The organism is Paraburkholderia sp. JHI2823, assembly GCF_038900695.1.
Taxonomy (GTDB): Bacteria; Pseudomonadota; Gammaproteobacteria; order Burkholderiales; family Burkholderiaceae; genus Paraburkholderia; species Paraburkholderia mimosarum.
The window spans coordinates 43547-70541 of record NZ_JAYMRY010000002.1 but is presented as its reverse complement, the minus strand read 5'-3'; the positions used below and the strand labels follow the sequence as shown (position 1 = coordinate 70541).

22 protein-coding genes and 1 pseudogene are annotated in these 26995 nt (G+C 66.7%); 10 read left to right on the top strand and 13 right to left on the bottom strand.

All coding sequences use genetic code 11. The annotated features are described in order from the left end of the window. Nucleotides 1-277 precede the first annotated feature (277 nt). Nucleotides 278-3121, top strand: a complete 2844-nt coding sequence (gene glnE / locus VSR34_RS02885; protein WP_342961819.1) for a bifunctional [glutamate--ammonia ligase]-adenylyl-L-tyrosine phosphorylase/[glutamate--ammonia-ligase] adenylyltransferase — start codon at nt 278-280, stop codon at nt 3119-3121. A 22-nt stretch (nt 3122-3143) separates the two neighbouring features. On the opposite strand, the gene VSR34_RS02880 is transcribed toward glnE, so the two are convergent. The 3 genes from VSR34_RS02880 to VSR34_RS02870 form a co-directional block, all read right to left on the bottom strand. Further along, entirely contained in the window at nt 3144-3341 is a 198-nt protein-coding gene (locus VSR34_RS02880; RefSeq protein WP_342961818.1) for a hypothetical protein, read from the bottom strand. A 27-nt stretch (nt 3342-3368) separates the two neighbouring features. After that, nucleotides 3369-5057, bottom strand: coding sequence for a DNA repair protein RecN (recN, locus tag VSR34_RS02875; RefSeq protein ID WP_342961817.1), 1689 nt, complete (start codon nt 5055-5057; stop codon nt 3369-3371). 140 nt (nt 5058-5197) lie between these two features. Then, on the bottom strand, nt 5198-6109 hold the full coding sequence (locus VSR34_RS02870) for an NAD kinase (protein WP_028230130.1): 912 nt from the start codon (nt 6107-6109) through the stop codon (nt 5198-5200). A 293-nt stretch (nt 6110-6402) separates the two neighbouring features. On the opposite strand from VSR34_RS02870, the gene hrcA reads away from it, so the two are divergent. The 3 genes from hrcA (at nt 6403) to VSR34_RS02855 (ending at nt 9242) form a co-directional block, all read left to right on the top strand. After that, on the top strand, nt 6403-7419 hold the full coding sequence (hrcA, locus tag VSR34_RS02865) for a heat-inducible transcriptional repressor HrcA (RefSeq protein ID WP_028209499.1): 1017 nt from the start codon (nt 6403-6405) through the stop codon (nt 7417-7419). A 264-nt stretch (nt 7420-7683) separates the two neighbouring features. Then, complete coding sequence (gene hemH / locus VSR34_RS02860) at nt 7684-8751, top strand: ferrochelatase (RefSeq protein WP_342961816.1); 1068 nt, start codon at nt 7684-7686, stop codon at nt 8749-8751. Nucleotides 8752-8834: 83 nt separating this feature from the next. Further along, nucleotides 8835-9242: an RNA-binding S4 domain-containing protein gene (locus tag VSR34_RS02855; RefSeq protein ID WP_342961815.1), complete on the top strand. Its 408-nt coding sequence runs from the start codon at nt 8835-8837 to the stop codon at nt 9240-9242. Here the strand turns inward: VSR34_RS02855 and VSR34_RS02850 are convergent. Next, entirely contained in the window at nt 9214-9375 is a 162-nt protein-coding gene (locus VSR34_RS02850; RefSeq protein ID WP_342961814.1) for a hypothetical protein, read from the bottom strand. The two genes, VSR34_RS02855 and VSR34_RS02850, sit on opposite strands and share 29 nt — an antisense overlap. A 394-nt stretch (nt 9376-9769) precedes the next feature. On the opposite strand from VSR34_RS02850, the gene grpE reads away from it, so the two are divergent. From grpE to pabB, 4 genes are all read left to right on the top strand, one after another. Then, a complete protein-coding gene (gene grpE / locus VSR34_RS02845) occupies nt 9770-10363 on the top strand; it encodes a nucleotide exchange factor GrpE (RefSeq protein ID WP_028209502.1) in 594 nt (197 codons plus the stop codon). 240 nt (nt 10364-10603) lie between these two features. Further along, nucleotides 10604-12565, top strand: a complete 1962-nt coding sequence (gene dnaK / locus VSR34_RS02840) for a molecular chaperone DnaK (protein ID WP_028209503.1) — start codon at nt 10604-10606, stop codon at nt 12563-12565. A 282-nt stretch (nt 12566-12847) separates the two neighbouring features. Continuing rightward, nucleotides 12848-13981: a molecular chaperone DnaJ gene (dnaJ, locus tag VSR34_RS02835; RefSeq protein ID WP_342961813.1), complete on the top strand. Its 1134-nt coding sequence runs from the start codon at nt 12848-12850 to the stop codon at nt 13979-13981. 55 nt (nt 13982-14036) lie between these two features. Continuing rightward, the gene (gene pabB / locus VSR34_RS02830) at nt 14037-15920 is read left to right on the top strand and encodes an aminodeoxychorismate synthase component I (protein ID WP_342961953.1); all 1884 of its coding nucleotides are present in this window, start codon (nt 14037-14039) and stop codon (nt 15918-15920) included. 102 nt (nt 15921-16022) lie between these two features. Here the strand turns inward: pabB and panB are convergent, their stop codons facing one another. From panB to hda, 6 genes and pseudogenes are all read right to left on the bottom strand, one after another. Continuing rightward, the gene (gene panB, locus VSR34_RS02825) at nt 16023-16838 is read right to left on the bottom strand and encodes a 3-methyl-2-oxobutanoate hydroxymethyltransferase (RefSeq protein ID WP_028230135.1); all 816 of its coding nucleotides are present in this window, start codon (nt 16836-16838) and stop codon (nt 16023-16025) included. A gap of 66 nt (nt 16839-16904) precedes the next feature. Beyond that, nucleotides 16905-17597, bottom strand: a complete 693-nt coding sequence (locus VSR34_RS02820) for a deoxynucleoside kinase (RefSeq protein WP_342961812.1) — start codon at nt 17595-17597, stop codon at nt 16905-16907. Beyond that, a complete protein-coding gene (gene folK, locus VSR34_RS02815) occupies nt 17594-18133 on the bottom strand; it encodes a 2-amino-4-hydroxy-6-hydroxymethyldihydropteridine diphosphokinase (RefSeq protein WP_342961811.1) in 540 nt (179 codons plus the stop codon). The genes VSR34_RS02820 and folK overlap by 4 nt, the downstream gene beginning before the upstream one ends. A 72-nt stretch (nt 18134-18205) precedes the next feature. Beyond that, nucleotides 18206-19846 (bottom strand): polynucleotide adenylyltransferase PcnB, encoded by a 1641-nt coding sequence (gene pcnB / locus VSR34_RS02810; RefSeq protein WP_342961810.1) that lies wholly within the window; start codon nt 19844-19846, stop codon nt 18206-18208. Then, a complete protein-coding gene (locus tag VSR34_RS02805; protein WP_028209511.1) occupies nt 19843-20529 on the bottom strand; it encodes an HAD family hydrolase in 687 nt (228 codons plus the stop codon). Before VSR34_RS02805 ends, pcnB begins: the two co-directional genes overlap by 4 nt. Nucleotides 20530-21263: 734 nt before the next feature. Beyond that, a pseudogene (hda, locus tag VSR34_RS02800) lies at nt 21264-21941 on the bottom strand (DnaA regulatory inactivator Hda); the annotation flags it as partial. Nucleotides 21942-22233: 292 nt separating this feature from the next. On the opposite strand from hda, the gene purM reads away from it, so the two are divergent. Continuing rightward, entirely contained in the window at nt 22234-23307 is a 1074-nt protein-coding gene (gene purM / locus VSR34_RS02795; RefSeq protein ID WP_028230140.1) for a phosphoribosylformylglycinamidine cyclo-ligase, read from the top strand. Between the two features lie 77 nt (nt 23308-23384). Here the strand turns inward: purM and kynA are convergent, their stop codons facing one another. Genes kynA through kynB form a run of 3 tightly spaced genes read right to left on the bottom strand, consistent with a single transcriptional unit; the run spans nt 23385 to nt 26291 of the window. Then, complete coding sequence (gene kynA / locus VSR34_RS02790; RefSeq protein WP_342961809.1) at nt 23385-24329, bottom strand: tryptophan 2,3-dioxygenase; 945 nt, start codon at nt 24327-24329, stop codon at nt 23385-23387. 10 nt (nt 24330-24339) lie between these two features. Next, complete coding sequence (gene kynU, locus VSR34_RS02785; protein ID WP_342961808.1) at nt 24340-25590, bottom strand: kynureninase; 1251 nt, start codon at nt 25588-25590, stop codon at nt 24340-24342. A gap of 56 nt (nt 25591-25646) precedes the next feature. After that, nucleotides 25647-26291: an arylformamidase gene (kynB, locus tag VSR34_RS02780; protein ID WP_342961807.1), complete on the bottom strand. Its 645-nt coding sequence runs from the start codon at nt 26289-26291 to the stop codon at nt 25647-25649. Nucleotides 26292-26480: 189 nt separating this feature from the next. Between kynB and VSR34_RS02775 the strand changes: the two genes are divergently transcribed. Then, nucleotides 26481-26987, top strand: coding sequence for an Lrp/AsnC family transcriptional regulator (locus VSR34_RS02775; protein WP_028209519.1), 507 nt, complete (start codon nt 26481-26483; stop codon nt 26985-26987). Nucleotides 26988-26995: the final 8 nt, after the last annotated feature.

Below are 26995 nucleotides of genomic sequence, written 5' to 3'. Positions count from 1 at the left end.
CAGAGGGCCGCCGGCACGCCCATCCGGGGAAGCCGGGATGGCCACGCAGCACGGTGATACGCACGATTGATCGCATTGCAGCGCGCGCTATGCCGGATGCATTGGCAAAGCGGGATGCAACAATGGAAGACACGGCGGGGATCCGGCTTTCGCGCGTGCATCGCACGAGGCCGGCGTACCGCTCGAGCCATAGAGACAGTCATTGACCAATCGCGCGACCCCCTACTGGGGATCACCGGCGCGACACAACAGCGAGCCAAGCCACAAGCCGCCCTTCATGAACGACCTCCCTCTCCTGAGTTCCCGCTATTCCCGTTATGCAGCGCGTGCCTACGCCGCGCGCCCCGAGCTGGCGGCGCAGGTGGAGGCGCTCGCTGCCGCGCCGCTCACGCGCGAGCGCATCGTCGCGCGCTTCGATACGTTGAGCCGTCAGCTGGTCGGCGCAGGCGCTTCTCAGGCTAGCGCGGGAGCAAGCGTCGCACCTGCTGCGCCGCTCACCGACGAGCAGCTGAAGAAGATCCTGCGCCAGCTGCGCGTGGAAGTGATCTGCGCGGTGATGGAGCGCGATCTGGGCGGTGTCGCCGACGTGGCCGAAGTCACCGGCAGCATGACCGATCTCGCCGAAGTCGCGATCCAGCGCGCGCTTGCCTGCGTGAGCGCCGACCTCGAAGCCCTCTTCGGCGAGCCGCGCGGCCCCAACGGCGAGCGTCTCACGCTCGGCGTGGTGGGGATGGGCAAGCTCGGCGGGCGCGAGCTCAACGTCTCGTCGGACATCGACCTGATCTTCGTCTACGAGGACGACGGCGAGACCTCGGGCGGTCAGCGCTCGCCGATCGCCACGCAGGACTTCTTCACGCGCGTGGGCAAACGCCTGATCGGCGCATTGAGCGACGTGACCGCGGACGGCTTCGTCTTTCGCGTCGACATGCGGCTGCGCCCGAACGGCGACTCGGGACCGCTCGTGTGCAGCCTCGGCATGCTCGAAGAGTACTTCTACGTGCAGGGCCGCGAGTGGGAGCGCTATGCGTGGATCAAGGGGCGGCTCGTCTCCGAGGTCGAGAGCGAAAGCGCGCTGCGTCTCGCGCGCCAGCTCGACTCGCTCGTCAAGCCCTTCGTCTACCGCCGCTATCTGGACTTCGGCGTGATCAGCGCGATCCGCTCGCTGCACTTGCAGATCCGCCAGGAGGCGCAGCGGCGCGCCATGATGCGCCCCGACAAGGCAGACGACATCAAGCTCGGGCGCGGCGGCATTCGCGAGATCGAGTTCAGCGCCCAGGTGTTCCAGCTCATTCGCGGCGGCCAGGATGCGGGCTTTCGCGTGCGACCGACGCTCGCCGTGCTCGGCTATGCCGCCGCGCGCGGGTTGATCTCGCTGGAGGTCTGCGGCGAACTCACGCGCGCCTACGACTTCCTGCGCGGCCTCGAGCATCGCCTGCAATATCGCGACGACGCGCAGACGCACGCCATGCCCGTCGACGCCGAAGAGCGCGCCGCGCTCGCCAGATCGATGGGCTTTGCCGACTACGCGGCGCTGATCTCGACGCTCAACGGCCACCGCGAGAAGGTCGAGCGCCAGTTCGTGCAGATCTTCTCCGACAAGGTGGGCGGCGATGGCGGCGGCGGCGCTTCCGGGGACGGCGCGGCGGCATGGGTATGGAGCGGGGCGCTCGTGGAAGAAGGCGCCGACGACGAACTCGTCGAACGGCTCGCGCAACTGGGCATCGACGACCCTGCGCCGCTGCTCGCGCGCCTGCGCGGGCTGTGGCAGTCGTCGCGCTACGCGGGGCTGCCCGAGAAGAGCCGCGAGCGTTTCGACGGCGTCGCGCAACGCGCGCTCGAAGCGGCCCGCACGCTCGAGCCCCGCGAGCGTCGCGGCGACACGCTCGCGCGCATGTTCGAGCTGCTCGAAGGCGTGATCCGGCGCGGCGCGTATCTCGCGCTGCTCACCGAATACCCCGACGCGCTCAACCGCGTGCTCAACGTGCTGGGCGGATCGCGCTGGGCGGCGGGCTATCTGATCCGGCATCCCCAGCTGCTCGACGAACTGCTCGACGACGAGGCGGTGACCACGCCCTTCGACTGGCCCGAGTTCTCGCGCCTGTTGCGCGCGCGCCTCGCCGCCGCCGCCGACGTCGAGCAGCAGATGGACCTGCTGCGCCACGCGCACCAGGCCGAGGTGTTCCGCATCCTGCTCAACGACCTGGCGGGCCGGCTTTCGGTGGAGCACGTGAGCGACCTGCTTTCCGAGCTTGCGGACGCCGTGCTCGACGTGACCATCGAGACCGTGTGGAAGCAGTTCGCGAGGCGTCATCGCGAGGTGCCGCGCTTCGCGGCGATCGCATACGGCAAGCTGGGCGGCAAGGAGCTTGGCTACGCATCCGACCTCGACATCATCTTTCTGTACGAGGACGACGACGAGCGCGCGTCGGAAGTCTACGCGGCCTTCGCGCGGCGCCTCATCACGTGGCTCACCACGGCCACCGGCGCGGGCACGCTGTTCGACATCGATCTGCGCTTGCGGCCCAATGGCGAATCGGGCCTGCTCGTGACTGACCTCGACGCGTTTCGCCGCTACCAGCTGCGCGAGGGCGATGCGGCCAACACGGCGTGGGTGTGGGAGCATCAGGCGCTCACGCGCGCGCGCTTCTCGGCCGGCGACGCAGCGATCGGCAGCGCCTTCGAGGCGATTCGCGAGCAGGTTCTGACGACGCCACGCGACGCCGCGCCGCTCGCCGCCGAAATCGTGGCGATGCGCCAGCGCGTGGAGGACGGCCATCCGAACCGTACCGAGCTATTCGATCTGAAGCACGACCGCGGCGGCATGGTGGACATCGAGTTCCTGGTGCAGTACTGGGTGCTGCTGCACGCCGCGCAGGATCCCGAGCTGATCCGCAATACCGGCAACATCGCGCTCCTGCGCGAGGTGTCGCGCTTCGGGCTCATGAGCGAGGAGGAGGCCGAGACGATCGGTTCGGCGTACCGGCTGTATCGCAAGCTGCAGCACCAGTTGCGGCTCGACGGCATGGAGAAGGCGCGTGTCGATCCCGCGCGCGTGGCGCGCGAACGCGACGCGGTGCTGGCGTTGTGGAAGCGGGTGTTCGGGGAGCGGGGGGTGGGTTAGGGCAAGCGCGCGCTGGCCGGTTTCAGATGATCCCGGCCTGCCTATCCATTTCTTCGAGTTCAGCGAATACCTCACCGGCAGGCGTGAAGTTTCCTGCTTCGATTTGCCTTCGCCCATGCTCCAGCAGGGCCAGAAGCGCGAGCGTTTGCTCTGTGCTGCCGCGCGCGTTTTCGCCCGGTGCATTGGCGCTATTCTGCGTTTCGTCGTTTAGCGATTCCATTGCAGTTGTTCCTCCCCGTAGTGGCCCTCAAGCCGCCAGCATCTCCTTCGCGTGCCGCCGGGTCGTCGCGGTGATCTCGAGGCCCCCGAGCATGCGCGCGACTTCTTCCACGCGGCCGCCCTTGTCCAGCGGCAGGACGGCCGAGACCGTGCCGCCATTGCCGTCGCCGGATTTCGACACCTGGAAGTGGTGATCGCCGCGCGCCGCGACCTGCGGCAGGTGGGTGACGCATAGCACCTGACGCGCGCGGCCGAGCTGATGCAGCAATCGCCCCACCACTTCGGCCACGCCCCCGCCGATGCCCGTGTCGACTTCGTCGAAGATCAGGGTCGGCGTCGGGCTCGCCGCGCTGGCGATGACGGCGAGCGCGAGGCTGATGCGCGCGAGTTCGCCGCCCGAGGCGATCTTCGCGAGCGGGCGCAGCGGCACGCCGGCATGGCCCGCCACGCGGAACTCGATCTGCTCCAGACCATGCGCGCCGCCGATGGGCTCGCCATTCGAGCCGCTGCCGAGCGCCACGAGCGCGACTTCGAAGCTGCCGCCCGCCATCGACAGCTCCTGCATGCCCTGCGTGACCGCCGCGCCGAGCGCTTGCGCGGCCTTGGCGCGCGCCTTCGAAAGCTCGCGCGCCTGCCCGAGGTAGGCGTCCTGCGCTTTCTGCGCGGCGGCGCGCAGGCCGTCGAGATCGGATGCGGCGTCCAGCGCGGCGAGCTGCTGGCGGCGCGCCGCGTGTTCGTCGGGCAGCGTCTCGGCGTGCAGACGGAACTTGCGCGCCGTTGAATGGAGCGCGTCGAGGCGCCGTTCCACCTGCGCGAGCCGCTGCGGATCGAGATCGAGACGCTGCGCGTAATGCGAGAGCGAGTAGGCGGCTTCCTGGATCTGGATCGCGGCGGGCTCGAGCGCGGCCAGCGCATCGTTGAGTCCGGCGTCGATTTCGGCGAGGCCGCGCAGCTTCGAGAGAATCGAGTTGAGCTGCGAGAGCATTGCCTCGTCGGATTCGGAGAGTGCCGCCAGTGCGCCCTGCACGCCTTCGATCAGGTTCGCCGAGTTCGAAAGCCGCACGTGCTCCGCGTTTACCTCTTCCCATTCGCCGGGCTGCGGCGCGAGCTTGTCGAGCTCGGCGAGCTGCCATGCGAGGCGCTCGCGCTCGAGCTGCAGCTCGCGGTCGCGCGACATGGCGCTTTGTAGCGCGAGACGGGCGTCGCGCGCCTCGCGCCAAGCCCGCGTGACGGCGGCGGCGAGATCGGTGAGGCCCGCGTGCGTGTCGAAAAGCTCGCGCTGCGCGTCGGGGCGCATGAGCAACTGGTGCGCGTGCTGGCCGTGGATGTCCACGAGCATCTCGCCCAGCTCGCGCAACTGCGCGAGCGTGGCCGGCGTGCCGTTGATGAAGGCACGCGAGCGTCCGCCGCTGTCCACCACGCGCCGCATCATGACGCTGTGCTCGCCGTCGCCGGCATCGACATTCGAGAGCGCCTGTTCGTCGAGCCAGAGCGCCACGTGCGGCGGCACGTCGAACTCGGCGGTGATGTCGGCGCGGCTCTCGCCCGTGCGTACGACGCTCGCGTCGGCGCGCGTCCCGAGCGTTAGCGCGAGGGCGTCGATCAGGATCGACTTGCCCGCGCCCGTCTCGCCGGAAAACACGGTGAAGCCGCTATCGAATTCGAGGTCGAGCGCCGCGACGATCACGAAGTCGCGAATCGAGAGATGGCGAAGCATGGCGTCTGGTTCTGCTTTTTGGGTTGGCGTGGGTTACCGGTGCCTGCTGGCTGTATGGGAACGGAAGTGTGGGCATCGATGGAGCGGCGCGCATGTGCACACCGCGCGGACCGGGCGCGCTCTTCCTGTCTCGGCTTGCCTTAATCCTCCGGATCGTCCTGCAGCGAGGGGTGCTCATTCCAGTGCAGCTTCTTGCGCAGCGTGCGGTAGTAGCTGTAGCCGACCGGATGCAGGAAAGGCACCGTGTGGCGCGAGCGGCGCACCTCGATCACGTCGCCCAGTTCCAGCGCCGTGAATGACTGCATGTCGAAGTTCACGTTGACGTCGCGCCCGGCCACGATCTGGATGCTCACTTTGCAGTCGTCGGGCAACACGATCGGGCGGTTCGAAAGCGCGTGCGGCGCGATCGGCACGAGCACGATGCCTTGCAGCTGCGGATGGAGGATCGGCCCCTGCGACGAAAGCGCATAGGCGGTGGAGCCCGTGGGCGTCGCGACGATCAGACCGTCCGAGCGCTGGTTGTACATGAAGCGGCCATCCACGTTCACGCGCAGCTCGGCCATGCCTGAGAAGCCGCTGCGGTTCACAACCACGTCGTTGAAGGCGAGCGCGTGGTAGATCGGGTCGCCGTCGCGCGTAATGCGCGATTCGAGCAGCGAGCGCTCCTCGCGCTCGAACGAGCCGGCCAGCAGCTGCGGCACGATCTCCTGCATCTCCGAGAACGCGATGTCGGTGATGAAGCCGAGCCGCCCGTGGTTGATGCCGATGAGCGGCGTGCGGTAGGGCGCGAGCTGGCGGCCCATGCCGAGCATCGTGCCGTCGCCGCCGAGCACGACGGCCACGTCCGCGCGCGCGCCGATCTCGGCGGGCTGCAGCGCGGGATAGCCTTGCGCGCCGACTTCCTCGGCGGTCTGCGCTTCGAACACGACCTCGAAGCCGCGCTTCGCAATGGTCTGCGCGAGCGCCATCAGCGGCTCGGCGATGCCCGGCGTGTTGCTGCGCCCAACGAGCGCAACGGTCTTGAACTGGCTCTGGATCTTCTGGATCTGCATGCCGGCATTACACCATAGTCAGGTCGCGAAAAGAACCTGGCGCGGGCCGCGAACGGGCCGCCGGGCCTTGTGCGCCGCGCCTTCCAGCCCGAAGCCGGTGACACGGCGATGACAACGGGCAATGCCGTGCGCGACGGCGCGCGTCCCGGCACGGTCCGGGCCTTGCGCGCTTCGGTTGAATGCACGGCCGCCGGCAGGCCGGAACGCCTGGCCCCCGCGCCACGGGCTTGCCGCCGGGACTGCGCTGGCTGCGCACTCGCGGCCAACCCGCCATTAGGCTAAAATTTTCAGTCATGCTAGATCCCCGCGCACAAACCCTCCTCAAGACGCTGATCGAGCGTTACATCGCCGAAGGTCAGCCGGTCGGCTCGCGCACGCTGTCGCGCTATTCCGGCCTGGAGCTGAGCCCGGCGACGATCCGCAACGTCATGTCGGACCTCGAGGAACTGGGTCTCGTGTCCAGCCCGCACACCTCGGCGGGGCGGGTGCCCACGCCGCGCGGCTATCGCCTGTTCGTCGATACCATGCTCACCGTCGAGCCCAGCTCAGACGACGCCCTCACGCGCGCGGTGAAGACCACGCTGCGCCCCGGCGAGCCGCAAAAGGTCGTGGCAGCGGCGGCCAGCGTGCTCTCGAACCTCTCGCAGTTCGCGGGCGTGGTGCTCACGCCGCGGCGCAGCCACGTGTTCAAGCAAATCGAGTTCATGCGCCTGTCCGACAAGCGCATCCTGCTCATCATCGTGACGCCCGAAGGCGACGTGCAGAACCGCATCATGGCGACGCAGCGCGACTTCACGCCCTCGGAACTCATCGAGGCCTCGAACTACATCAACGCGCATTTCGCGGGCCTGTCGTTCGACGAAGTGCGCCGCCGCCTGCGCGAGGAAATCGACGCGCTGCGCGGCGACATGACCTCGCTCATGCACGCGGCCGTGACCGCGAGCACCGAAGAACCCGAAACCGGCGACACCGTGCTGATTTCCGGCGAGCGCAACCTGCTCGAAGTCGCCGATCTTTCGTCGGACATGGCGCGCCTGCGCAAGCTTTTCGACGTGTTCGACCAGAAAACCAGCCTCCTGCAGTTGCTCGACGTCTCGAGCCACGCGCAGGGCGTGCAGATCTTCATCGGCGGCGAGTCGAACCTCGTGCCGATCGAGGAAATGAGCGTGGTGACCGCGCCCTATGAAGTGAACGGCAAGATCGTCGGCACGCTCGGCGTGATCGGGCCGACTCGCATGGCGTACAACCGCGTGATCCCGATTGTCGATATCACCGCGCGCCTGCTGTCACTCACGCTGAGCCAGAACTGAGCGCCCCACCGGGCGCCAAACTGCGCGCCGCCGGGCACACCCGCCTTTGAGAAGATCATCCCCGAAAGCGGCGTCGAGCGCCATCGGCCGAATGGCCAAAGTGGACCCAACCGGGACCAACACACCGCGCCTGTCTGCGTGAGCCGCAACCGCGCGAGAGGGCGGTCCCCGATTCCCACGGTTGGCCCGCCAGGGCCGCCCGCTATAATGCTTGTTTCGTGCAACCGTTGCTGCGCGTTCTCCGCGCGGCGCCACTGATCGCCTATGCGTTTCGACCTGGAGCGGCCTTCGCAGTCCGCCGCGGCGCATCGCGTCGCCGTGCTGCTCATCAATCTGGGCACGCCGGACGCGCCAACGCCGCGCGCCGTGCGTCGCTATCTGGCGCAGTTCCTCTCCGACCCGCGCGTGGTCGAGATCCCGGCGCCGATCTGGCAAATCATCCTGCGTGCCGTGATCCTGCCGTTTCGCGCCCGCTCGTCGGCGAAGAAGTACGCGGCGGTCTGGACGCCCGAGGGCTCGCCGCTGCGCGTGTACACGCAAAAGCAGACCGACGGCCTGCGTCATCTGCTGCAGATCAACGATTACGCCGTCCTTGTCGATTACGCGATGCGCTACGGCACGCCCGACATCGCGGCGATATTGAACCAACTCAAGCTTGCGGGCGCGGAACGGATCCTGCTGATGCCGATGTACCCGCAGTATTCGGCGTCGACCACGGCTACGGCATTCGACGCGGCATTCGCCGCGCTTCGCCGCATGCGCAACCAGCCGGAAATCCGCACGGTGCGCGGCTATCACGACCATCCGGCGTATATCGCGGCGCTCGCGGCCCAGGTGCATCATTACTGGCAAACGCACGGCAAGCCGGATTTCGCGGCGGGCGACCGCCTCGTGCTGAGCTTTCATGGCGTCCCGAGCCGTACGCTCGATCTCGGCGACCCTTACCACGACCAGTGCCAGCAAACGGCCGCGTTGCTCATGCATGCGCTGGAGCTCACACCGGTCGAATGCCGGGTCACGTTTCAGTCGCGCTTCGGCCGTGCGCAGTGGCTCCAGCCGTACACGGCGCCGACGCTGCGGGAACTGGGCGCGGGCGGCGTGCGCCGGGCGGACGTCTTCTGCCCCGGCTTCACGGCGGACTGCCTCGAAACCATCGAGGAAATCGGCATGGAAGTGCGCGACGAATTCCTGCACGGCGGGGGCAAGGAGTTTCACCGCATTCCCTGCCTGAACGCCGCGCCCGCCTGGATTGCGGCGCTCGGCGAAATCGTCGCGCAGCATCTCCAAGGCTGGTCCGTGCAGGCCGCGGCGCCCGCCGGCGCCATGACGTGACCTGAACTGCCGGTGACGTGAAGTGACGTGAGCGCGCTGCCGGAGCCGGCTGAGCGGGCTGCGCGGCCCATGGGAAACCTCTGATGAACTACAAGATTTCGACTGAACCCGGCGCGCGGCTGCGCATCGACAAATGGCTATGGGCGGCGCGCTTTTTCAAGACGCGCTCGCTCGCCTCGGATGCCGTGGGCAAAGGCCGCGTGCGCATTGGCGGCGATGCCGTGAAGGCATCGAAGGACGTGCGCGTGGGCGATCTCGTCGAAATCGAGATCGAACATGTGGTGTGGGAAGTGGAAGTGCTTGGGATTTGCGAAGTGCGCGGCCCAGCCAGCGTCGCGCAGACGCTCTATGCGGAAACGCAGGCCGGGCGCGAACGGCGCGCGGCGGAGCAGGAGCGGCGGCGACTCTTTCGCGAGCCCGCCGCCGTGCTGCAAGGCAGGCCCACGAAACGCGATCGCCGCACTATCGACAAGTTCTCACGTGAGGATTGAAGAGCGCCTCCATCGTGGCGTGCACGCCCCCGTATTCCGTCGTGTTTTCGTTCACGGCGCCCGACATGCAGATGGTCGTTGTCCCGGCGATGAGCACCAGTGCGACCACCGATATGGCAAAGGTCAGTTTCACGGTACTCCCCTTGGGATCGCTGCAAAACGGCCATTTTCAAGGCCCGGCTAGTCATCGGTTTGCGGATACCGGGCCCCTTCGGTGCGATGCGTGACTCAGGGTAAACGCGCCGCGAGCAGCATCTGTTCCTGAGTTTAGGTCAGGGTTGGCCCTTACTCAATTTCAAGTTTGCGGCGCTGCGGTAATCGTTGTAACGGGCGGTTTCCCCGCTTTGACCCTTCGTACAAAAAAGCCGCGCGAAGCCCTTGAAACAAGCGACACAGGACCCATGTGCTGTCGCAATGTACAGAGCATTCGTAGCGCCGGGGCAACGATCGGCGGCGCAGCGAACAGGGCGGCCCTAAGGCGCCCCAGGCTTTGTTCCCTTTTTCACTATTCAACGACGTTCAGCGAAATGGAAAACACGCAAGAGAACCCGACGAGCCAGAACCCCACGCCCGCGGACGAGGCGTCGCAAGCCCAGGCAGCCCAGCCGCAGGCGGCTGACGCTGCCCAGCAGGCAACGCAAGGCGGCGCGGACCAGAACGCTGCCGCGCTGGCCGAGGCTGCCCTGGCTGAAGCTCAAGCAAAGGTCGCCGAATTGCAGGACGCTTTCGTCCGCGCCAAGGCCGAGACCGAGAACGTCCGCCGCCGCGCTCAGGAAGACGTCGCCAAGGCGCACAAGTTCGCCATCGAAAACTTCGCCGAGCATCTGCTGCCGGTGGTGGACAGCCTCGAAGCCGCGCTCGCGCACAACTCCGACGACCTCGCCAAGGTCAACGAAGGCGTCGAGCTCACGCTCAAGCAACTGACCGGCGCGCTCGAGAAGGGCAAGGTCGTCGCCATCAATCCCGTGGGCGAGAAGTTCGATCCGCACCGCCACCAGGCCATTTCGATGGTGCCGTCCGAGCAGGAAGCGAACACCGTCGTCAGCGTGCTGCAAAAGGGTTATGTGATCGCCGACCGCGTGCTGCGTCCGGCGCTCGTGACCGTTTCGGCGCCGAAGTAAGCAAAAAGTAAGCGTCGCCGGCCCCGGATCCACCGATTGGGCCGCGCGATTGAAAAAAATGATGGAACGCATAGCCCAAGGCTCTTGAAATCGCCGTCCTGGGCACTTATTTGGGCAGCAGTTCCAAATTGAAGTGGACGCCAGCCGCGCACAAGGGAAAACGCGGCACGAGCATGCAGTTACCTGCGCCGCGCGAAAGCGGCGTCCGCACAGCGATCAAAATCTGGAGATTTGACAAAAATGGGCAAAATCATCGGTATCGACCTCGGCACCACCAACTCGTGCGTGGCGCTGATGGAAGGCAATCAGGTCAAGGTGATCGAGAACTCGGAAGGCGCCCGTACGACGCCGTCGATCATCGCCTACATGGACGACAACGAAGTGCTGGTCGGCGCACCGGCCAAGCGCCAGTCGGTCACCAACCCGAAGAACACGCTGTACGCCGTCAAGCGCCTGATCGGCCGCCGCTTCGAAGAGAAGGAAGTGCAAAAGGACATCGGCCTGATGCCCTACAAGATCGTCAAGCACGACAACGGCGACGCGTGGGTCGAAGCGCACGGCACGAAGCTCGCGCCTTCGCAGGTTTCGGCCGAAGTGCTGCGCAAGATGAAGAAGACCGCTGAAGACTACCTCGGCGAGCCGGTCACCGAAGCCGTGATCACGGTTCCCGCGTACTTCAACGACAGCCAGCGTCAGGCAACCAAGGACGCCGGCCGCATCGCGGGTCTGGAAGTCAAGCGCATCATCAACGAGCCGACGGCAGCGGCACTCGCGTTCGGCCTCGACAAGGCCGAAAAGGGCGACCGCAAGATCGCCGTGTTCGACCTGGGCGGCGGCACGTTCGACATCTCGATCATCGAAATCGCGGATGTCGACGGCGAAATGCAGTTCGAAGTGCTCTCGACCAACGGCGATACGTTCCTCGGCGGCGAAGACTTCGACCAGCGCATCATCGACTACATCATCGGCGAGTTCAAGAAGGAGCAGGGCGTCGACCTCTCGAAGGACGTGCTCGCGCTGCAACGCCTGAAGGAAGCCGCTGAAAAGGCCAAGATCGAACTGTCGTCGGGCCAGCAAACCGAAATCAACCTGCCGTACATCACGGCGGATGCCTCGGGTCCGAAGCACCTGAACCTGAAGATCACGCGCGCCAAGCTCGAAGCGCTGGTCGAAGACCTGATCGAGCGCACCATCGAGCCGTGCCGCGTCGCGATCAAGGATGCGGGCGTGAAGGTCGGCGACATCGACGACGTGATCCTCGTCGGCGGCCAGACGCGTATGCCGAAGGTGCAGGAGAAGGTCAAGGAGTTCTTCGGCAAGGACCCGCGCCGTGACGTGAACCCGGACGAAGCCGTGGCCGTCGGCGCCGCGATTCAAGGCCAGGTGCTGTCGGGCGACCGCAAGGACGTGCTGCTGCTCGACGTCACCCCGCTCTCGCTCGGTATCGAGACGCTCGGCGGCGTGATGACGAAGATGATCAACAAGAACACGACGATCCCGACGAAGCACTCGCAGGTGTACTCGACGGCCGACGACAACCAGGGCGCCGTGACGATCAAGGTGTTCCAGGGCGAACGCGAAATGGCGGCGGGCAACAAGCTGCTGGGCGAGTTCAACCTCGAAGGCATCCCGCCCGCACCGCGCGGCGTGCCGCAGATCGAAGTGACCTTCGACATCGACGCCAACGGCATTCTGCACGTGGGCGCGAAGGACAAGGCCACCGGCAAGGAAAACAAGATCACCATCAAGGCGAACTCGGGTCTTTCGGAAGCCGAAATCGAGAAGATGGTGAAGGACGCCGAAGCGAACGCGGAAGAAGATCACCGTCTGCGTGAGCTGGCCGACGTGCGCAACCAGGGCGACGCCCTCGTTCACAGCACGAAGAAGGCCGTGGCCGAGTACGGCGACAAGATCGACGCTTCCGACAAGGAAAAGATCGAAGCCGCGCTGAAGGATCTCGAGGAAACGCTGAAGAGCTCGTCGGCCGACAAGGCGACGATCGAGGCGAAGGTCGAGACGCTGTCGGCCGCGTCGCAGAAGCTCGGCGAAAAGATGTACGCCGACATGCAGGCGCAGCAGGCTGGCGCGGCCGGTGCAGCCGGCGCGGGTGCGGCAGGTGGTGCAGGCGGTGCGGAGCAGGCTGCGCAGAACAACGCCGACGACGTGGTCGACGCCGAGTTCAAGGAAGTCAAGAAGGACTAAGTGGGTGAGCGGCGGTCGCGACCGTTCTGCCTGATCAGCAGGCGGTCGTGCCTCTGCGAAAGCGGCCGCATCGGTTACGATGCGTGTCGGCATTGCAGCGCCTGGCGAGCCAACTGGCTCTCCGGGCACATTTGTTTTATGGAGGCCGTTCTCTTTCAGGGGCCGCCGCGGCGTGAGACGCGCCTGCGCGGATGTTCGAAGGAACGGCAAACGGGTCACGAGATCCAGCATTCAAGAGGAGCCGGCGTGCGCCGAGAAGCGCACGATCGGCGTTGAACCGATATGGCGAAACGGGATTACTACGAGGTTCTGGGCGTCGCGAAGAACGCGAGCGACGACGAAATCAAGAAGGCGTATCGCAAGCTCGCGATGAAGCACCACCCCGACCGCAATCCGGACAACAAGGGTGCGGAAGAGCATTTCAAGGAGGTCAAAGAGGCCTACGAGATGCTGTCGGACTCGCAAAAGCGCGCGGCTTACGACCAGTACGGCCACGCGGGCGTCGATCCCAACATGGGCGGCGCCGGCGCACAGGGCTTCGGCGGTTTCGCGGACGCTTTCGGCGACATCTTCGGCGATATCTTCGGCCAGGCTGCGGGTGGCCGCGCCGGTGCGCGCGGCGGCCCGCAGGTGTACCGCGGCGCCGACCTGCGCTACAGCATGGAAATCTCGCTGGAGCAGGCGGCCCACGGCCACGAGACGCAAATTCGCGTGCCGGGCTGGAGCGGCTGCGAAGTCTGTCACGGCTCGGGCGCGAAGCCCGGCACCAAGCCCGAAACCTGCCCGACCTGCCATGGATCGGGTTCGGTGCGCATGTCGCAGGGCTTTTTCAGCATCCAGCAGACTTGCCCCAAGTGCCACGGCACGGGCTCGTACATTCCCGAACCGTGCACGAACTGCCACGGCGCGGGCAAGGTGAAGGAAACCAAGACGCTCGAGGTGAAGATTCCGGCGGGTATCGACGACGGCATGCGCATCCGCTCGGCCGGCAACGGCGAGCCCGGCATCAACGGCGGTCCGTCGGGCGATCTCTATGTCGAGATCCACATCAAGCAGCACGCGGTGTTCGAGCGCGACGGCGACGACCTGCACTGCCAAATGCCGATTCCGTTCACCACGGCGGCGCTTGGCGGCGAGATCGAAGTGCCGACGCTTGCGGGCCGCGCGAGCTTCACGGTGCCCGAAGGCACGCAGTCGGGCAAGACGTTCCGCCTGCGCGGCAAGGGCATCAAAGGCCTGCGTTCGAGCATTGCCGGCGATCTGTATGTGCACGTCCAGGTCGAAACGCCGGTCAAACTCACCGATCAGCAGCGCGAACTGCTTCAGCAGTTCGAGAAGTCGCTCGTGGAAGGCGGGGCGCGCCACAGTCCGCAAAGCAAGAGCTGGTTCGACCGCGTGAAGAGCTTCTTCGACTGATGCGCGTCTCGGGCGCACCCATGCAGCAACTGGTAAGAAGCAGGTAGTGAGCGCAATGGCAGTCAATCCTGGCGGCGCGGTGTTCGCGCTGCTCGACGATGGCGACTCGACGGCAGAAAGCCGATCGAGCCGCCTGTATACGGGCTTCGTGCGTGAGCTTGCATGCGAGCGCGCGGCGGATCTCGACGCCGTGTGCGCGCAGGTGAACGCCGAACTGGGCGCGGGGCTTCATGCCCTGGTGATCGGTGATTACGAGTTCGGGCGCGCGCTCGAATTCGCCAAGCGCGACACGGCCTCATCCCTCGAAACGCAGCACGGCGACGCCGCGCTGCGTTTTTTATTGTTCGAACGCTGTGAAAAGTGTTCACGCGAGGAAGCCGATGCGTGGCTCGCGGCGCAAGAGGGCGGTGAATCGCCGGCTCCCGCGGGCATCGCAGGCGTGACGATCGGTGTCGATCGCGAGCGTTTCGAGCAGGACATCGCCAGCGTGCAGGACGCCTTGCGCGCGGGCGACTCGTATCAGATCAACTACACGTACCGGCTCGGCTTCGAGGCGTTCGGTTCGCCGCTCGCGCTTTACAGGCGCTTGCGCGAGCGGCAGCGCGTGCGTTACGGCGCGCTGATCGCGCTGCCGGGCGATCGCTGGGTGCTCTCGTGTTCGCCCGAGCTGTTCGTGGAGAAGCGCGGCAAAACGTTGCGCGCGAAACCAATGAAAGGCACGGCCGCGCGCTCGGCAAACGCCGAGGAAGACGCGGCCGCCGCGCGTTTTCTCGCGAACGATCCGAAGAACCGCGCCGAGAACGTGATGATCGTGGACCTGCTGCGCAACGACGTTTCGCGCGTCGCGCGCACGGGCTCGGTGCATGTGCCCGCGCTCTTCAGCGTGGAGCCGTATGCGTCCGTCTGGCAGATGACGTCGACGGTGGAAGCTTCGCTGCGCGAAGGCACGACGTTCGCCGACGCGATGCGCGCGCTCTTTCCTTGCGGCTCGATCACGGGTGCGCCCAAGCACCGGACGATGGAGCTGATCGAAGCGCTGGAGCATGCGCCGCGCGGGCTGTACACGGGCACGATAGGCTGGCTCGACGCCTCGAAGGAAGGCGAGACTTGCGGCGATTTTTGCCTCTCGGTCGTGATCCGCACGCTCACGCTCGATGCGCCGACAAAGGGCCGGGGAGCAACGCGGCACGGCGAAATGGGCGTGGGGGCGGGCATCGTGCTCGACAGCGTGGCCGCCGACGAATACGAGGAGTGTCGCTTGAAAGCCCGTTTCCTGACCGATGCCGACCCGGGCCTCGAATGCTTCGAAACGATGTACGCGACGCGTGCTGGCGGCGTGCGCCACGCGGAGCGCCATCTCGCCCGGCTCGCGGCGAGCGCGGCGTGGCTCGGTTTTCCATGCGACGTCGAAGCGTTGCGCGCACGCTTGAACGAGACGTGCGCCACGTTTGCGGACGACGATGCGCCGCATCGCATGCGGCTCGCGCTCGGCAAGAGCGGGGCGGCGACGCTCACCAGCGCGCCGCTCGCCGCGCTCGCGCACGACACCGTGGGCGTGCTGCTCGCGCCGGACCACGGCTACGCGCCGGTCGAATCCGCCGATGCGCTCCTGTTGCGCAAGACCACGCGCCGCGCCGAATTCGATCGCGCGTGGCGCGAGGCCGAAGCGCTGGGCGGCTTCGACATGCTGTTCTTCAACGAGCGCGGCGAGCTGACCGAAGGCGGCCGCTCGAACGTGTTCGTGAAGCTCGACGGCAAGTGGTACACGCCGCCGCTCGCGTCGGGCGTACTGCCGGGCGTGATGCGCGGCGTGGTGCTCGACGACGCGTCGTTTGGCGCGAGGGAGCGCGTGCTCACGCGCGACGACGTGCTCGAAGCGGAAGCCTTGATGCTCACCAATGCGTTGCGCGGCGCGGTGCCGGCTCGCTTGATTCGATGAAGCAGCCGTAGCGCACATCGCGCGAACGCAGCCGCAAAAAAAAGCGCGCTCCTCAAAGAGCGCGCTTTTTCATTGCGCGAGCGGGATCGTACGAGAGTCCGCTCAGAACACGTGCTCGGGCCCGGGGAACGTGCCTTCCTTCACGGCCTGCACATACGCGCGCACGGCCGATTCGATATCGGGCTGGCCCGCCATGAAATCCTTCACGAAACGCGGGCGCTTGCCGGGGAAAATGCCGAGCATGTCGTGCAGCACGAGCACCTGGCCCGAGCAGTCCACACCCGCGCCAATGCCAATGGTCGGAATGCGCAATTGCCTCGTGACTTCCGCGCCTAGCGCGGCGGGCACGGCCTCGATCACCACGAGTTGCGCGCCCGCCTCCTGAAGCGCGAGCGCATCGCGAATCAGCTGGGTGGCGGCCGTGTCGCTCTTGCCCTGTACCTTGAAGCCGCCGAATGCGTGCACCGACTGCGGCGTGAGGCCGATGTGCGCGCACACGGGCACCGCGCGCTCCACTAGCATCTTCACCGTGGGCGCGAGCCATTCGCCGCCCTCGATCTTCACCATCTGCGCGCCGGCGCGCATGAGCTTCACCGAGTTCGCGAACGCGTCCTCGGGCGTGCCGAAGGTGCCGAACGGCAGATCGGCGACGATCAGCGCCTTCGTCTGCGCGCGCGCCACGCAGGCCGTGTGATAGGCGATGTCGTCGATGGTGACGGGCAGCGTCGTCGTGTGGCCCTGGAGCACGTTGCCGAGCGAGTCGCCGATCAGCACCGTATCCACGCCCGCGCGCTCGCACAGCGCGGAAAAGCTCGCGTCATAGCAGGTCAGCATCGCGATGCGCTCGCCTGCGTCGCGCATGGCCTGGAGTTTGGGCACGGTGACCGCGCTGCGGCTCGTTTCCTGCAGGTAAGTCATGGGGAAATCCGTTGGGAAAGGGAAAACGAAGAGGGGCTGCGCCGCCGTTTCGCGCGAGGGCGACGACTACAGCGACGTGCCCTTGACGAAGGATTCCTTGCGGCCGCGCATCGTCTCGATACGTTCGGCGACGAGCGCGAGGTCCGCGTCGGAGTCGGGCAGATTCAGATGCTCGGCGCCAACGGTGAGCACCGGCGCATGATCGTAATGATAGAAAAAATCGTTATAGCTGTCGCAGAGCGCCCGCAGGAACGCGCTCGAGATATGCAGCTCGCGCGGCACGGCGCGCTTCTGGATGCGTGCATAGAGCGCCTCGGGGCTCGCCTGCAGATAGACGACCAGGTCGGGCGCGGGCGCCGCGCATTCCAGGCGCGCGGCGAACGCGCGGTAGAGCGGCAGTTCGTCTTCCGCGAGCGTGAGGCGCGCGAACAGGTCGTTGCGCTCCGCGAGGAAGTTCGTCACGAGCGGCACGCCCGCTGCGCGGCGCGCCGCCACGTCGCGCGAGAGCTGCTCGCGTTGCAATGCGATATGAAGTTGCGCCGCGAGCGCGTGCGACGAGGGCGCGGAGTCGCGATACATGCGTTCGAGAAACGGATTATCCGCATTCGATTCGAACAGCGTTTGCATCGACCAGCGCTCGGCGAGCCGCGTGGCGAGCGCGGTCTTGCCCGCGCCGATCGGCCCTTCGATCACGATGTATTGCAACGTGGCGGGCCGCGAGGCGCGCGCGCTGACGACGGGCAGGGGCGTCGAGCTCATCGGCAGCCGCCGGAAGGCGGGGCGTCGGGCGCGGGCGCGATGCCTGGGCACTGGCACAACGGCTTGACCTTCTCGATGCGCTGGTCGGCCACGGCGGCGAGGAACGCGCTGGCGGGGCCCACGCCCGGAATCACGAGTTCGGGATCGATCTCGACGAGCGGCACGAGCGCGAACGCGCGCCCCGTCATGCGCGGATGCGGCACGACGAGATCGGGTTCGTCGATGATGGCCTCGCCATACAGCAGGATGTCGATGTCGAGCGTGCGGGGCGCGTTGCGAAAGGGACGCTCCCGGCCGAAGTGATGCTCGACGCGCTGGCAAAGCGCGAGCAGCGCGCGGACGTCGAGACCGGTCTCGAGCTTCACGACGCAGTTGTAATAGTCGTCGCCGCCCGCGTCGATGGGCGCGGTGCGGTAAAGACTCGATTTGGCGACGACGGTGAGGGTGTGCTGCTGTGCGAGGCACACCACCGCGTCTTTGAGGGTCTGGCGCGCATCCCCCAGATTCGCGCCGATTCCCAGCCAGGCAACCGTCATGGCTTCACTTCCTGCGACTTGTGTTGCGGTTCGACACGTGCGCGCCGCGGCTTGCCGCGGCTCCCCACGTCGTCAGTCCTCGTGCGGACCGGCGTGGCCGTCATAGTCTGCACTGCTTGCTTCGTGCACTGCACCGGCTTCGCCGCTTTCCGACGCGCCGTCCGACGCACCCTCGCCCGTTTTGCGGCTTCGCGCGCCGCCGCGGCGGCGGCGCTTGCGCGGCGAGCGCTCCTTGCTGCCGCCCTGCGAGAGCAGGGCCTCGCGGGCCGCGCTGTCGCCATCGATGAAGTCCGTCCACCACTGGCCGATTGCGGCGTCGAGCTCGCCCGACTCGCAGCGCAGCAGGAGGAAATCATACGCCGCTCTAAATCTTTGGTGTTCCAGCAGCTTGATCGCGCCGCGGCCCCGCTTTTCGAGGCGCAACTGCATGCCCCAGATCTCGCGCATGTCCGACGAGTAGCGGCGATGGATCGCGAGCTTCTCCGTTTGCGCATCGATCACGTCGTCCATCGCGCGGTGCAGCGCCGGCACCGGGATCTCGCCTTCGGCCGTGTACTGCTGCCAGCGCTGCTGCACGTCGTGCCACAGCAGCGTGGCGAACAGGAAGCCCGGCGAGACCGGCTTGCCCGCGCGCACGCGCGCGTCGGTGTTCGAGAGCGCAAGCGTGATGAAACGCTCGCCCTGCGGCTGTTCGAGAATCACGTCGAGCAGCGGCAGCAGGCCGTGGTGCAGGCCTTCCTTGCGCAGCCACTTCAGGCAATCGAGCGCGTGGCCCGAGAGCAGCAGCTTGAGCATCTCGTCGAAAAGACGCGCGGCCGGCACGTTGTTGATGAGGTCCGCGAGCTTGCTGATCGGCTCGCGCGTGTGCTCCTCGATCTCGAAGCCGAGCTTCGCCGCGAAACGCACCACGCGCATCATGCGCACCGGGTCTTCGCGGTAACGCGTGGCCGGGTCGCCGATCATGCGCAGCAGACGCTCGCGCATGTCGGCCATCCCGTTGTGGTAGTCGAGCACCGTCTGCGTGGCTGGGTCGTAGTACATCGCGTTGATCGTGAAGTCGCGGCGCGTGGCGTCTTCGTGCTGCTCGCCCCAGACGTTGTCGCGCAGCACGCGGCCGCTCGCGTCGACGTGGTGCGTCTTGCGGTCGAGCTCGTCGCGGCGCATGCGCTTTGCGGGCGCTGCGGCGGGCACGGCCTCGGCGGCCGGTGCATCCATCAGCGCGCGGAACGTCGAGACCTCGATGATTTCCTGGCCGAACTGCACGTGCACGATCTGGAAGCGCCGGCCGATGATGCGCGCGCGCCGGAACAGCTTCTGCACCTGGTCGGGCGTGGCGTCGGTCGCGACGTCGAAGTCCTTGGGCGCGACGCCGAGCAGCAGGTCGCGCACCGCGCCGCCCACGATGAACGCCCGGAAGCCCGCCTCCTGGAGGCCTTCGGTCACGCGCACGGCGTTGCGCGAGATGAGTGCGGGGTTGATGCCGTGGACGTCGGCCGGGAGGATGACGGGCGTGGCCGGGTCGCGTGGGCCCTTATCGGCGCGCGCTTTGGACGTCTTTTGCGCGCTCGCCGGCTTGCGGCGCGCTCGCGCGGTGCCGGTGCCGCCGGCGCCTTCACGCGCGGCCGTGTGTTGTGCGTCGGCGGGGGCTTCGGTGTCTTGCGCCGCTGCGGCGTCGTCCTGGCCGAACAGCTTGCGGATGAATTTCTTGATCACTGGGCTTGGAACAAATCGAGAATGCGCCAGCCCGCTTGTTGCGCGTGAGCGCGCAGGGTGTCGTCGGGGTTGGTGGCGATCGGATCGGAGACTTTTTCGAGCAGCGGAATGTCGTTGTGCGAGTCGCTATAGAAGTAGCTGCGCTCGAAGTCCGACCAGTTCTTGCCGAGCGAGGCGAGCCACTGCTCGACGCGCACGATCTTGCCTTCGCGGTAGCTCGGCGTGCCCGTCGGGCGGCCGGTGAACGCCGATGCCGGATGGCCGTCCACGGTTTCGACTTCGCATGCGATCAGCTTGTCCACGCCGAATACCTCGGCGATGGGCGCCGTGATGAATTCGTTGGTGGCCGTGACCACGCAGCAGAGGTCGCCCGCTTCCTTGTGCTTCTTCACGAGCTCGACCGCGCTCGGCAGGATGGTCGGCTTGATCACCTCGTGCATGTACTGGTCGTGCCACGCCTTGAGCTGCGCGCGCGAATACTTCGCGAGCGGCGTGAGCATGGCGACGAGGTACGCGTGGATGTCGAGCTTGCCGGCCTTGTAGTCGGCGTAGAAGCGGTCGTTCTGCTGCGCGAAGCGCTCGCCGTCGACGATGCCGAGCTTCACCATGAAGCGGCCCCATTCGTGGTCGCTGTCGGTGGGGATCAACGTGTGATCGAGATCGAAAAGTGCAAGGTTAGCCATGGGCGCTCATTTTACTTGAAGCGCGGCTCGCCGTTGCCGCCGCCCGCTGACGGCTTCGGCGCGGCGGGGTCCGCAGGGGATTGGGGTGCGCTCGGGCTCGGTGCTCGGGGCGAGGTGTCCGGCGCGGGGTGCGGTTCGTTTTCCGTGGCTGTCGCGCTCGGGGCAACGGCGGCGGGTGGTTGTGCCGCCGGGGGCGCGTCTGCTTCGGCCGCTGCTGGCGCGTTGGCGGGCGTCTCGCCAGCCGTCTCGCCAGGCCCGGCGGTCGTGCCGGCCGGCGGATCGAGATCGCCGCGCAACTCGCCGGTCATCTCGTTGCTCACGTCGGCTTCGACCTCGCCCTTGAGCTCGGTGCCCAGTTCCTTGTGGACCACATGGCGGTATTTGGCACCCAGTTCGCCTTCGACGTTATCGGTCGGCTTCTTGAACGGCACCGGGAGCGGCGCGCGCGACTGCAAGGCGGGCGCTTTCGGCGCCTCGTAGGGCTGGGTGGCGTTTGGCTCGGCCGCGGGGGCTGCGGGCGAACCGGCGGCTAGTGCTGACGCGAATGGCCTTTCATCCTCTTCCCCGGGCCGAATTTGCGTCGCGTCGCTGCCTCTCCGGTCTTTTTCCGCGCTGGCCGGCGCGCTGGATTTGTCGTCGTCGGCCGTTGTCGTCGGGTCTTCGGCGCGCTGCGCTTCGTTCGCCACGTCCGCCGGCGCTGCACTCGCCGCGATCACGAGTTCGTCGACGCCCGTCGCGAGCATCGTGCGCAACAAGGGTAGCGTCACCGCGCGCTTCTGCTCCAGCGAGAAGCGGTCGAGCGCGTCGAGCAAGCCCATGAGGCTCGGCATGTCGCGCCGGAAGTGCGTGAGGAGGTAAGCGGGCACGTCGTCGGCGAGGACGATGCCGCGCTCGCGCGCCGCCAGCTTGAGTATGGCGGCCTTGCCTTCGTCGGAGAGCGGGGCGAGATGGAAGACGAGGCCCCAGCCGAGGCGCGTGCGCAGGTCCTCGCGCACGGTGAGACCCATCGGCGGCGCGTTGCCTGTGGCGACGAGCGCGCAGCCCGGCCAGGAGCGCACCTCGTTGAACAGGTTGAAGAGCGCGATCTGCTGGGCGCCCGAGAGCGAATCGCAGTCGTCCACCGCATAGATCGTCACACGCGGATCGAACGTGAACGCGGCCAGCGCGCTTTGCGGACCGAGATAGCGCACGTGGCCCGGCGGCGCTTCGTAAGCGAGCGCCTGCAGCAGGTGGCTGCGCCCATTGCCCGGCTCGCCCCAGACATAAAACGTGCGATCGGCGATCGGGCCTGCCATCAGCGCCGCGTCCAGGCCGCGCAGGCGCGCGACCAGCTCGGCATTGGCGCCGATATGGAAGTTGTCGAAGGTCGATGGCGGCGGGGTGCCGAGATCGAGCGTTAACTGTCGCTGCACGGTCTGTCTGGACGGAATTCAGTTCGGGTAAAGCGTGCTCTCGAAATCGCTGCGGAGATCACTGGGCCGCCGCCGCCGCGCGTTGCCGAGGGCGAGCGCGATCCCGGGCGAGGCAAAGGCCTGCGTCGAGGGCCGGCGCGGGCAGGGCGGGAAGAGCGATGTGTTCTGCGGCAAAACTCGGTTTCCGGTTGGGGGGGCGGGCGGCGTACGTGCCAAATCTCGCTGCGGGAGCGGCGGCGGGGCGCCGTCAATCGGTTAAAATCGCATTTTACCGACCTTCTGGCGCTTCCCCATGAATCAACCGAAATCCGGCCCCGCTAATCAGGACCAATCGCAGGACCAAGGCCTTTCATACCGCGACGCAGGCGTGGACATCGATGCGGGTGACGCGCTCGTCGATCGCATCAAGCCCTTTGCGAAGAAGACCCTGCGCGACGGCGTGATGGGCGGCATCGGCGGATTCGGCGCGCTTTTCGAAGTGCCGAAAAAGTACAAGGAACCCGTGCTGGTTTCGGGCACCGACGGCGTGGGCACCAAGCTGCGTCTCGCGTTTCATCTGAACAAACACGACACGGTCGGCCAGGACCTCGTCGCGATGAGCGTGAACGACATCCTCGTGCAGGGCGCCGAGCCGCTGTTCTTCCTCGACTACTTCGCGTGCGGCAAGCTGGATGTCGACACGGCGGCCACGGTCGTGAAGGGCATCGCGCACGGCTGCGAACTCTCGGGCTGCGCGCTGATCGGCGGCGAGACCGCCGAAATGCCGGGCATGTACCCCGACGGCGAATACGACCTCGCCGGCTTCGCGGTGGGCGCGGTCGAGAAGAGCAAGATCATCGACGGCAGCACGATCGCCCCGGGCGACGTGGTGCTGGGCCTCGCTTCTAGCGGCATCCACTCGAACGGCTTCTCGCTCGTGCGCAAGATCATCGAGCGCGCGCAGCCGGACCTCGCCGCCGACTTCGACGGCCGCTCGCTCGCCGACGCGCTGATGGCGCCCACGCGCATCTACGTGAAGCCGCTGCTCAAGCTGATGGAAACCATCACGGTGAAGGGCATGGCGCACATCACGGGCGGCGGGCTCGTCGAAAACATTCCGCGCGTGCTGCGCGAAGGCCTGACGGCCGAGCTGGACCACAAGGCATGGCCGCTGCCGCCGCTGTTCACGTGGCTGCAGAAGCATGGCGGCGTGGCCGATGCGGAAATGCACCGCGTGTTCAACTGCGGCATCGGCATGGCCGTGGTCGTGGCGGCCGATCAGGCCGACGCCGCCGCGTCGCTCCTGGCCGCGGCGGGCGAGCAGGTGTGGAAGATCGGCGTGGTGCGCGAGAGCAAGCAAGGCGAAGCGCAGACCGTGGTGGTCTAAGCCTCGCTCAGCGTTCCTGCGCAAAAAACGCCCGCCAGATCATGGCGGGCGTTTTTTCTTTGTGTGCGGCTTTTGCGTTACAGCACCGTGCGCACGTGCCAAAGCTCAGGGAAAAGCACGATATCGAGCATCTTGCGCAGATACGGCGCACCGTTCGTACCGCCCGTGCCCTGCTTGAAGCCGATGATCCGCTCGACCGTCGTCACGTGGCGGAAGCGCCATTGACGGAACGCGTCTTCGAGATCGACGAGTTCTTCGGCCATCTCGTACAAATCCCAGTACTGCGAAGGATTGCGGTAGACCTCGAGCCATGCCGCCTCGACCGTCGCGTCGTGCGCGGTCGGCAGCGTCCAGTCGCGCGCGAGACGCTCGGGCGCGATCGCGAAGCCCCGCCGCGCGAGCAGGCGGATCACTTCGTCGTAGAACGAAGGGGCTTCGAGCGTCGCCTTCACCTGCGCGTGAACCTCGGGCCGATGCTCGTGCGGCTTGAGCATCTGCACGTTCTTGTTGCCGAGCAGGAATTCGATCTGCCGGTACTGATACGACTGGAAGCCCGATGACGCGCCCAGATACGGCCGCATCGCCGTGTACTCCGAAGGCGTGAGCGTCGACAGGACATTCCACGCCTGCACCAGTTGCTCCATGATTCGCGACACGCGCGCGAGCTGCTTGAACGCGGGCGGCAGCGCGTCGCGATGCACGTTGGCGAGCGCCGCGCGCAGCTCGTAGAGCGCGAGCTTCATCCACAGCTCGCTCGTCTGATGCTGGACGATGAACAGCATCTCGTTGTGATCGGGCGAGAGCGGATGCTGCGCGTTGAGCACGGCATCGAGCGCGAGATAGTCGCCGTAGCTCATCGACTTCGAGAAGTCGAGTTGCGCGTCGTGCCAGCCTTCACCCCCGGCCGTCGCGGGAGCGGGCGCTGCACCGTGCCCGAACGGGCAGCCGCCGTGTGCCGCGCTGTCGGTCGTGGTGGTCTCGCCCGCGTCGGGCATGCCGGGAACCTGCATGTGATCGTTCATGTTCCGCTCCTCAGGTCACCGCGCCGCGTTCGGCGAATTCGGGCTTGCGCCAGGACTCGGTGGCGAGCACGTCGCGCAGCGTCTCCACGGCGTCCCACACATCGACGTAACGCAGATACAGCGGCGTGAAGCCGAAGCGCAGCACGTGCGGCTCGCGATAATCGCCGATCACGCCGCGCGCGATCAGCGCCTGCATCACCTCGTAGCCGTGCGGATGCTCGAAGCTCACATGCGAGCCGCGCTGCGCGTGCTCGCGCGGCGTGACGAGCGTGAGGCCGTATTCCTTGCAGCGCGTTTCGACGAGTTCGATGAAAAGGTCCGTGAGCGCGAGCGACTTGCGGCGGATGGCCTGCATGTCGGTTTGGAGGAACACGTCGAGACCGCATTCGACGAGTGCCATCGAAACGATCGGCTGCGTGCCGCACAGATAGCGGCCAATGCCGTTGTCCGGACGATAGACCGGGTTCATCTCGAACGGCGACTTGTGGCCCCACCAGCCCGAGAGCGGCTGCGAGAACGCATCCTGATGACGCCTCGGCACCCACACGAAGCCCGGCGAACCGGGGCCGCCGTTGAGGTACTTGTACGTGCAGCCCACGGCATAGTCGGCGTTCGCGCCGTTCAGGTCCACGGGCACGGCACCGGCCGAATGCGCGAGATCCCACAGCGCGAGCGCGCCCTGCGCGTGAATGTGTTCGGTGAGCGCGCGCATGTCGTGCATCTCGCCGGTGCGGTAGTTCACGTGCGTGATCATCGCCACGGCCACGTCTTCGCGGATCGCGGCGCGCAGTTCGGAAGCGTCGTCGACGAGGCGCAGCTCGTAGCCGCGGTCGAGCTGCTCGATGAGCCCTTGCGCGATGTACAGGTCGCTCGGGAAGTTCGAGCGCTCGGAGACGATCACGCGGCGCTTCGGGTCGCGCGCGTTCTGCATGCGCAGCGCGGCGGAGAGCGCCTTGAAGAGGTTGATCGAGATGGTGTCGGTGACGACGACTTCGTCGTCGGCCGCGCCGATCAGCTTCGCGAGCTTGTTGCCGAGGCGCTTGGGCATGGCGAACCAGCCCGCGCTGTTCCAGCTGCGGATGAGGCCTTCGCCCCATTCGGCGCCGATCACGGCTTGCGCGCGCGCGGCCGAAGCCGAGGGCGGCACGCCGAGCGAGTTGCCGTCGAGATAGATGGTGCCGGCGGCGAGCGTGAATTGCTCGCGCAGGGCGGCGAGCGGATCGGCGCGATCGGCTGCCAGGGCTTCGTTGCGGTCGTTCATGTCTACGTTTCGTCGTTTCGCGGATTGAGCGGGATAGCGGGAATTCGGTGGTTTCTTCAGGATGCGGCGGGCGATGGCAACTCGCGCAGCACGGCGCGCACGGGGCTTGCGTCGAGCGTCGCGAACTTCAGCGGCAGGGCGATGAGCTCGTAGTCGCCGGGCGCAATCTCGTCGAGCACGACGCCTTCGAGTATCGCCATGCGATGGGCGCGGATGCGGTGATGCGCGTCCATCGTCTTCGACTCCTGCGGATCGAGCGAAGGCGTGTCGATGCCGACGAGGCGCACGCCATGGGCCGCGAGCAGATCGATGGTTTGCGGGGCGACCGCGCAAAACGCACTGTCCCAGCGGTCCTGCGGCGCGTGCGCGTAGGTGCGCAGCAGCACGCGCGGCGGGATGCCTTGCAGCGAGCTTTCCACGTGCTCGGGCAGCACCAGCGGCGCGGCGCCTACGCAATGAATCACGCGGCACGGGCCGATGTACGTTTCGAGCGCCACCGCGCCGATCGGCGCGCCATCGGCGTCGTAATGGAGCGGCGCGTCGGTGTGCGCGCCGGTGTGCGGCGAGAGCGTCACACGCGCGACGTTGACCGGCGAGCCGGCCTCCATGCGCCACACGCGCTCGACGCCAACGGGCGTATCGCCGGGCCAGACGGGCGTTTCGGGGCGAATCGGCGGGGAAATGTCCTTGATCTGTGTCATGTCAAAGGCGGCTTCGGTGTGCGTTGTCTCCTGTCGGCCGCACTTGGCGCTTTAGCGCTTAGTGCGGCCCCATGCAAAGCTATGCTTCGAATGATAGGCAACCCCACACGAAATGTGCTTGCGAAAAAAGCGCCGCAAACTTCGTTTATTGGCACATAATTTGTCTCCAGAGGGGAATGGAGACCAAATATGAACGCAATCTCGCTTGATGCTACCGATTGCCGTATTCTCGCCGTGCTGCAGAACGAGGGACGGATCAGCAATCTCGATCTGGCGGAGCGCATTTCGCTCTCGCCGTCGGCGTGTTTGCGCCGTTTGCGCCTGCTTGAGGAGCAGGGCGTGGTGGAGCGTTACCGCGCCAGCCTGAACCGCGAGATTCTCGGCTTCGAGATGGAGGCGTTCGTGCAGGTGTCGATGCGCAACGACCAGGAGAGCTGGCACGAGCGCTTCGTCACGGCGCTGCGCGACTGGCCGGAGGTGGTGGGGGCTTATGTGGTGACGGGCGAGACGCACTACCTGCTGCGGGTTCTCGCGCACAACCTCAAGCACTACTCGGACTTCGTGCTCAACAAGCTCTACAAGGCGCCGGGCGTGATGGACATCCGCTCGAACATCGTGCTCACGACGCTCAAGGTCGAAGCGGGCGTGCCCGTGGATCTGATCGCGCAACGCGAGCCGAAGAGCACGCAGGTATAGGGTGGAGC

Coding starts and splice junctions, on each gene's coding strand:
- glnE (WP_342961819.1), top strand. CDS start 278: ATGAACGACCTCCCTCTCCTGAGTTCCCGCTATTCCCGTTATGCAGCG.
- VSR34_RS02880 (WP_342961818.1), bottom strand. CDS start 3,341: ATGGAATCGCTAAACGACGAAACGCAGAATAGCGCCAATGCACCGGGC.
- recN (WP_342961817.1), bottom strand. CDS start 5,057: ATGCTTCGCCATCTCTCGATTCGCGACTTCGTGATCGTCGCGGCGCTC.
- VSR34_RS02870 (WP_028230130.1), bottom strand. CDS start 6,109: ATGCAGATCCAGAAGATCCAGAGCCAGTTCAAGACCGTTGCGCTCGTT.
- hrcA (WP_028209499.1), top strand. CDS start 6,403: ATGCTAGATCCCCGCGCACAAACCCTCCTCAAGACGCTGATCGAGCGT.
- hemH (WP_342961816.1), top strand. CDS start 7,684: ATGCGTTTCGACCTGGAGCGGCCTTCGCAGTCCGCCGCGGCGCATCGC.
- VSR34_RS02855 (WP_342961815.1), top strand. CDS start 8,835: ATGAACTACAAGATTTCGACTGAACCCGGCGCGCGGCTGCGCATCGAC.
- grpE (WP_028209502.1), top strand. CDS start 9,770: ATGGAAAACACGCAAGAGAACCCGACGAGCCAGAACCCCACGCCCGCG.
- dnaK (WP_028209503.1), top strand. CDS start 10,604: ATGGGCAAAATCATCGGTATCGACCTCGGCACCACCAACTCGTGCGTG.
- dnaJ (WP_342961813.1), top strand. CDS start 12,848: ATGGCGAAACGGGATTACTACGAGGTTCTGGGCGTCGCGAAGAACGCG.
- pabB (WP_342961953.1), top strand. CDS start 14,037: ATGGCAGTCAATCCTGGCGGCGCGGTGTTCGCGCTGCTCGACGATGGC.
- panB (WP_028230135.1), bottom strand. CDS start 16,838: ATGACTTACCTGCAGGAAACGAGCCGCAGCGCGGTCACCGTGCCCAAA.
- VSR34_RS02820 (WP_342961812.1), bottom strand. CDS start 17,597: ATGAGCTCGACGCCCCTGCCCGTCGTCAGCGCGCGCGCCTCGCGGCCC.
- folK (WP_342961811.1), bottom strand. CDS start 18,133: ATGACGGTTGCCTGGCTGGGAATCGGCGCGAATCTGGGGGATGCGCGC.
- VSR34_RS02805 (WP_028209511.1), bottom strand. CDS start 20,529: ATGGCTAACCTTGCACTTTTCGATCTCGATCACACGTTGATCCCCACC.
- purM (WP_028230140.1), top strand. CDS start 22,234: ATGAATCAACCGAAATCCGGCCCCGCTAATCAGGACCAATCGCAGGAC.
- kynA (WP_342961809.1), bottom strand. CDS start 24,329: ATGAACGATCACATGCAGGTTCCCGGCATGCCCGACGCGGGCGAGACC.
- kynU (WP_342961808.1), bottom strand. CDS start 25,590: ATGAACGACCGCAACGAAGCCCTGGCAGCCGATCGCGCCGATCCGCTC.
- kynB (WP_342961807.1), bottom strand. CDS start 26,291: ATGACACAGATCAAGGACATTTCCCCGCCGATTCGCCCCGAAACGCCC.
- VSR34_RS02775 (WP_028209519.1), top strand. CDS start 26,481: ATGAACGCAATCTCGCTTGATGCTACCGATTGCCGTATTCTCGCCGTG.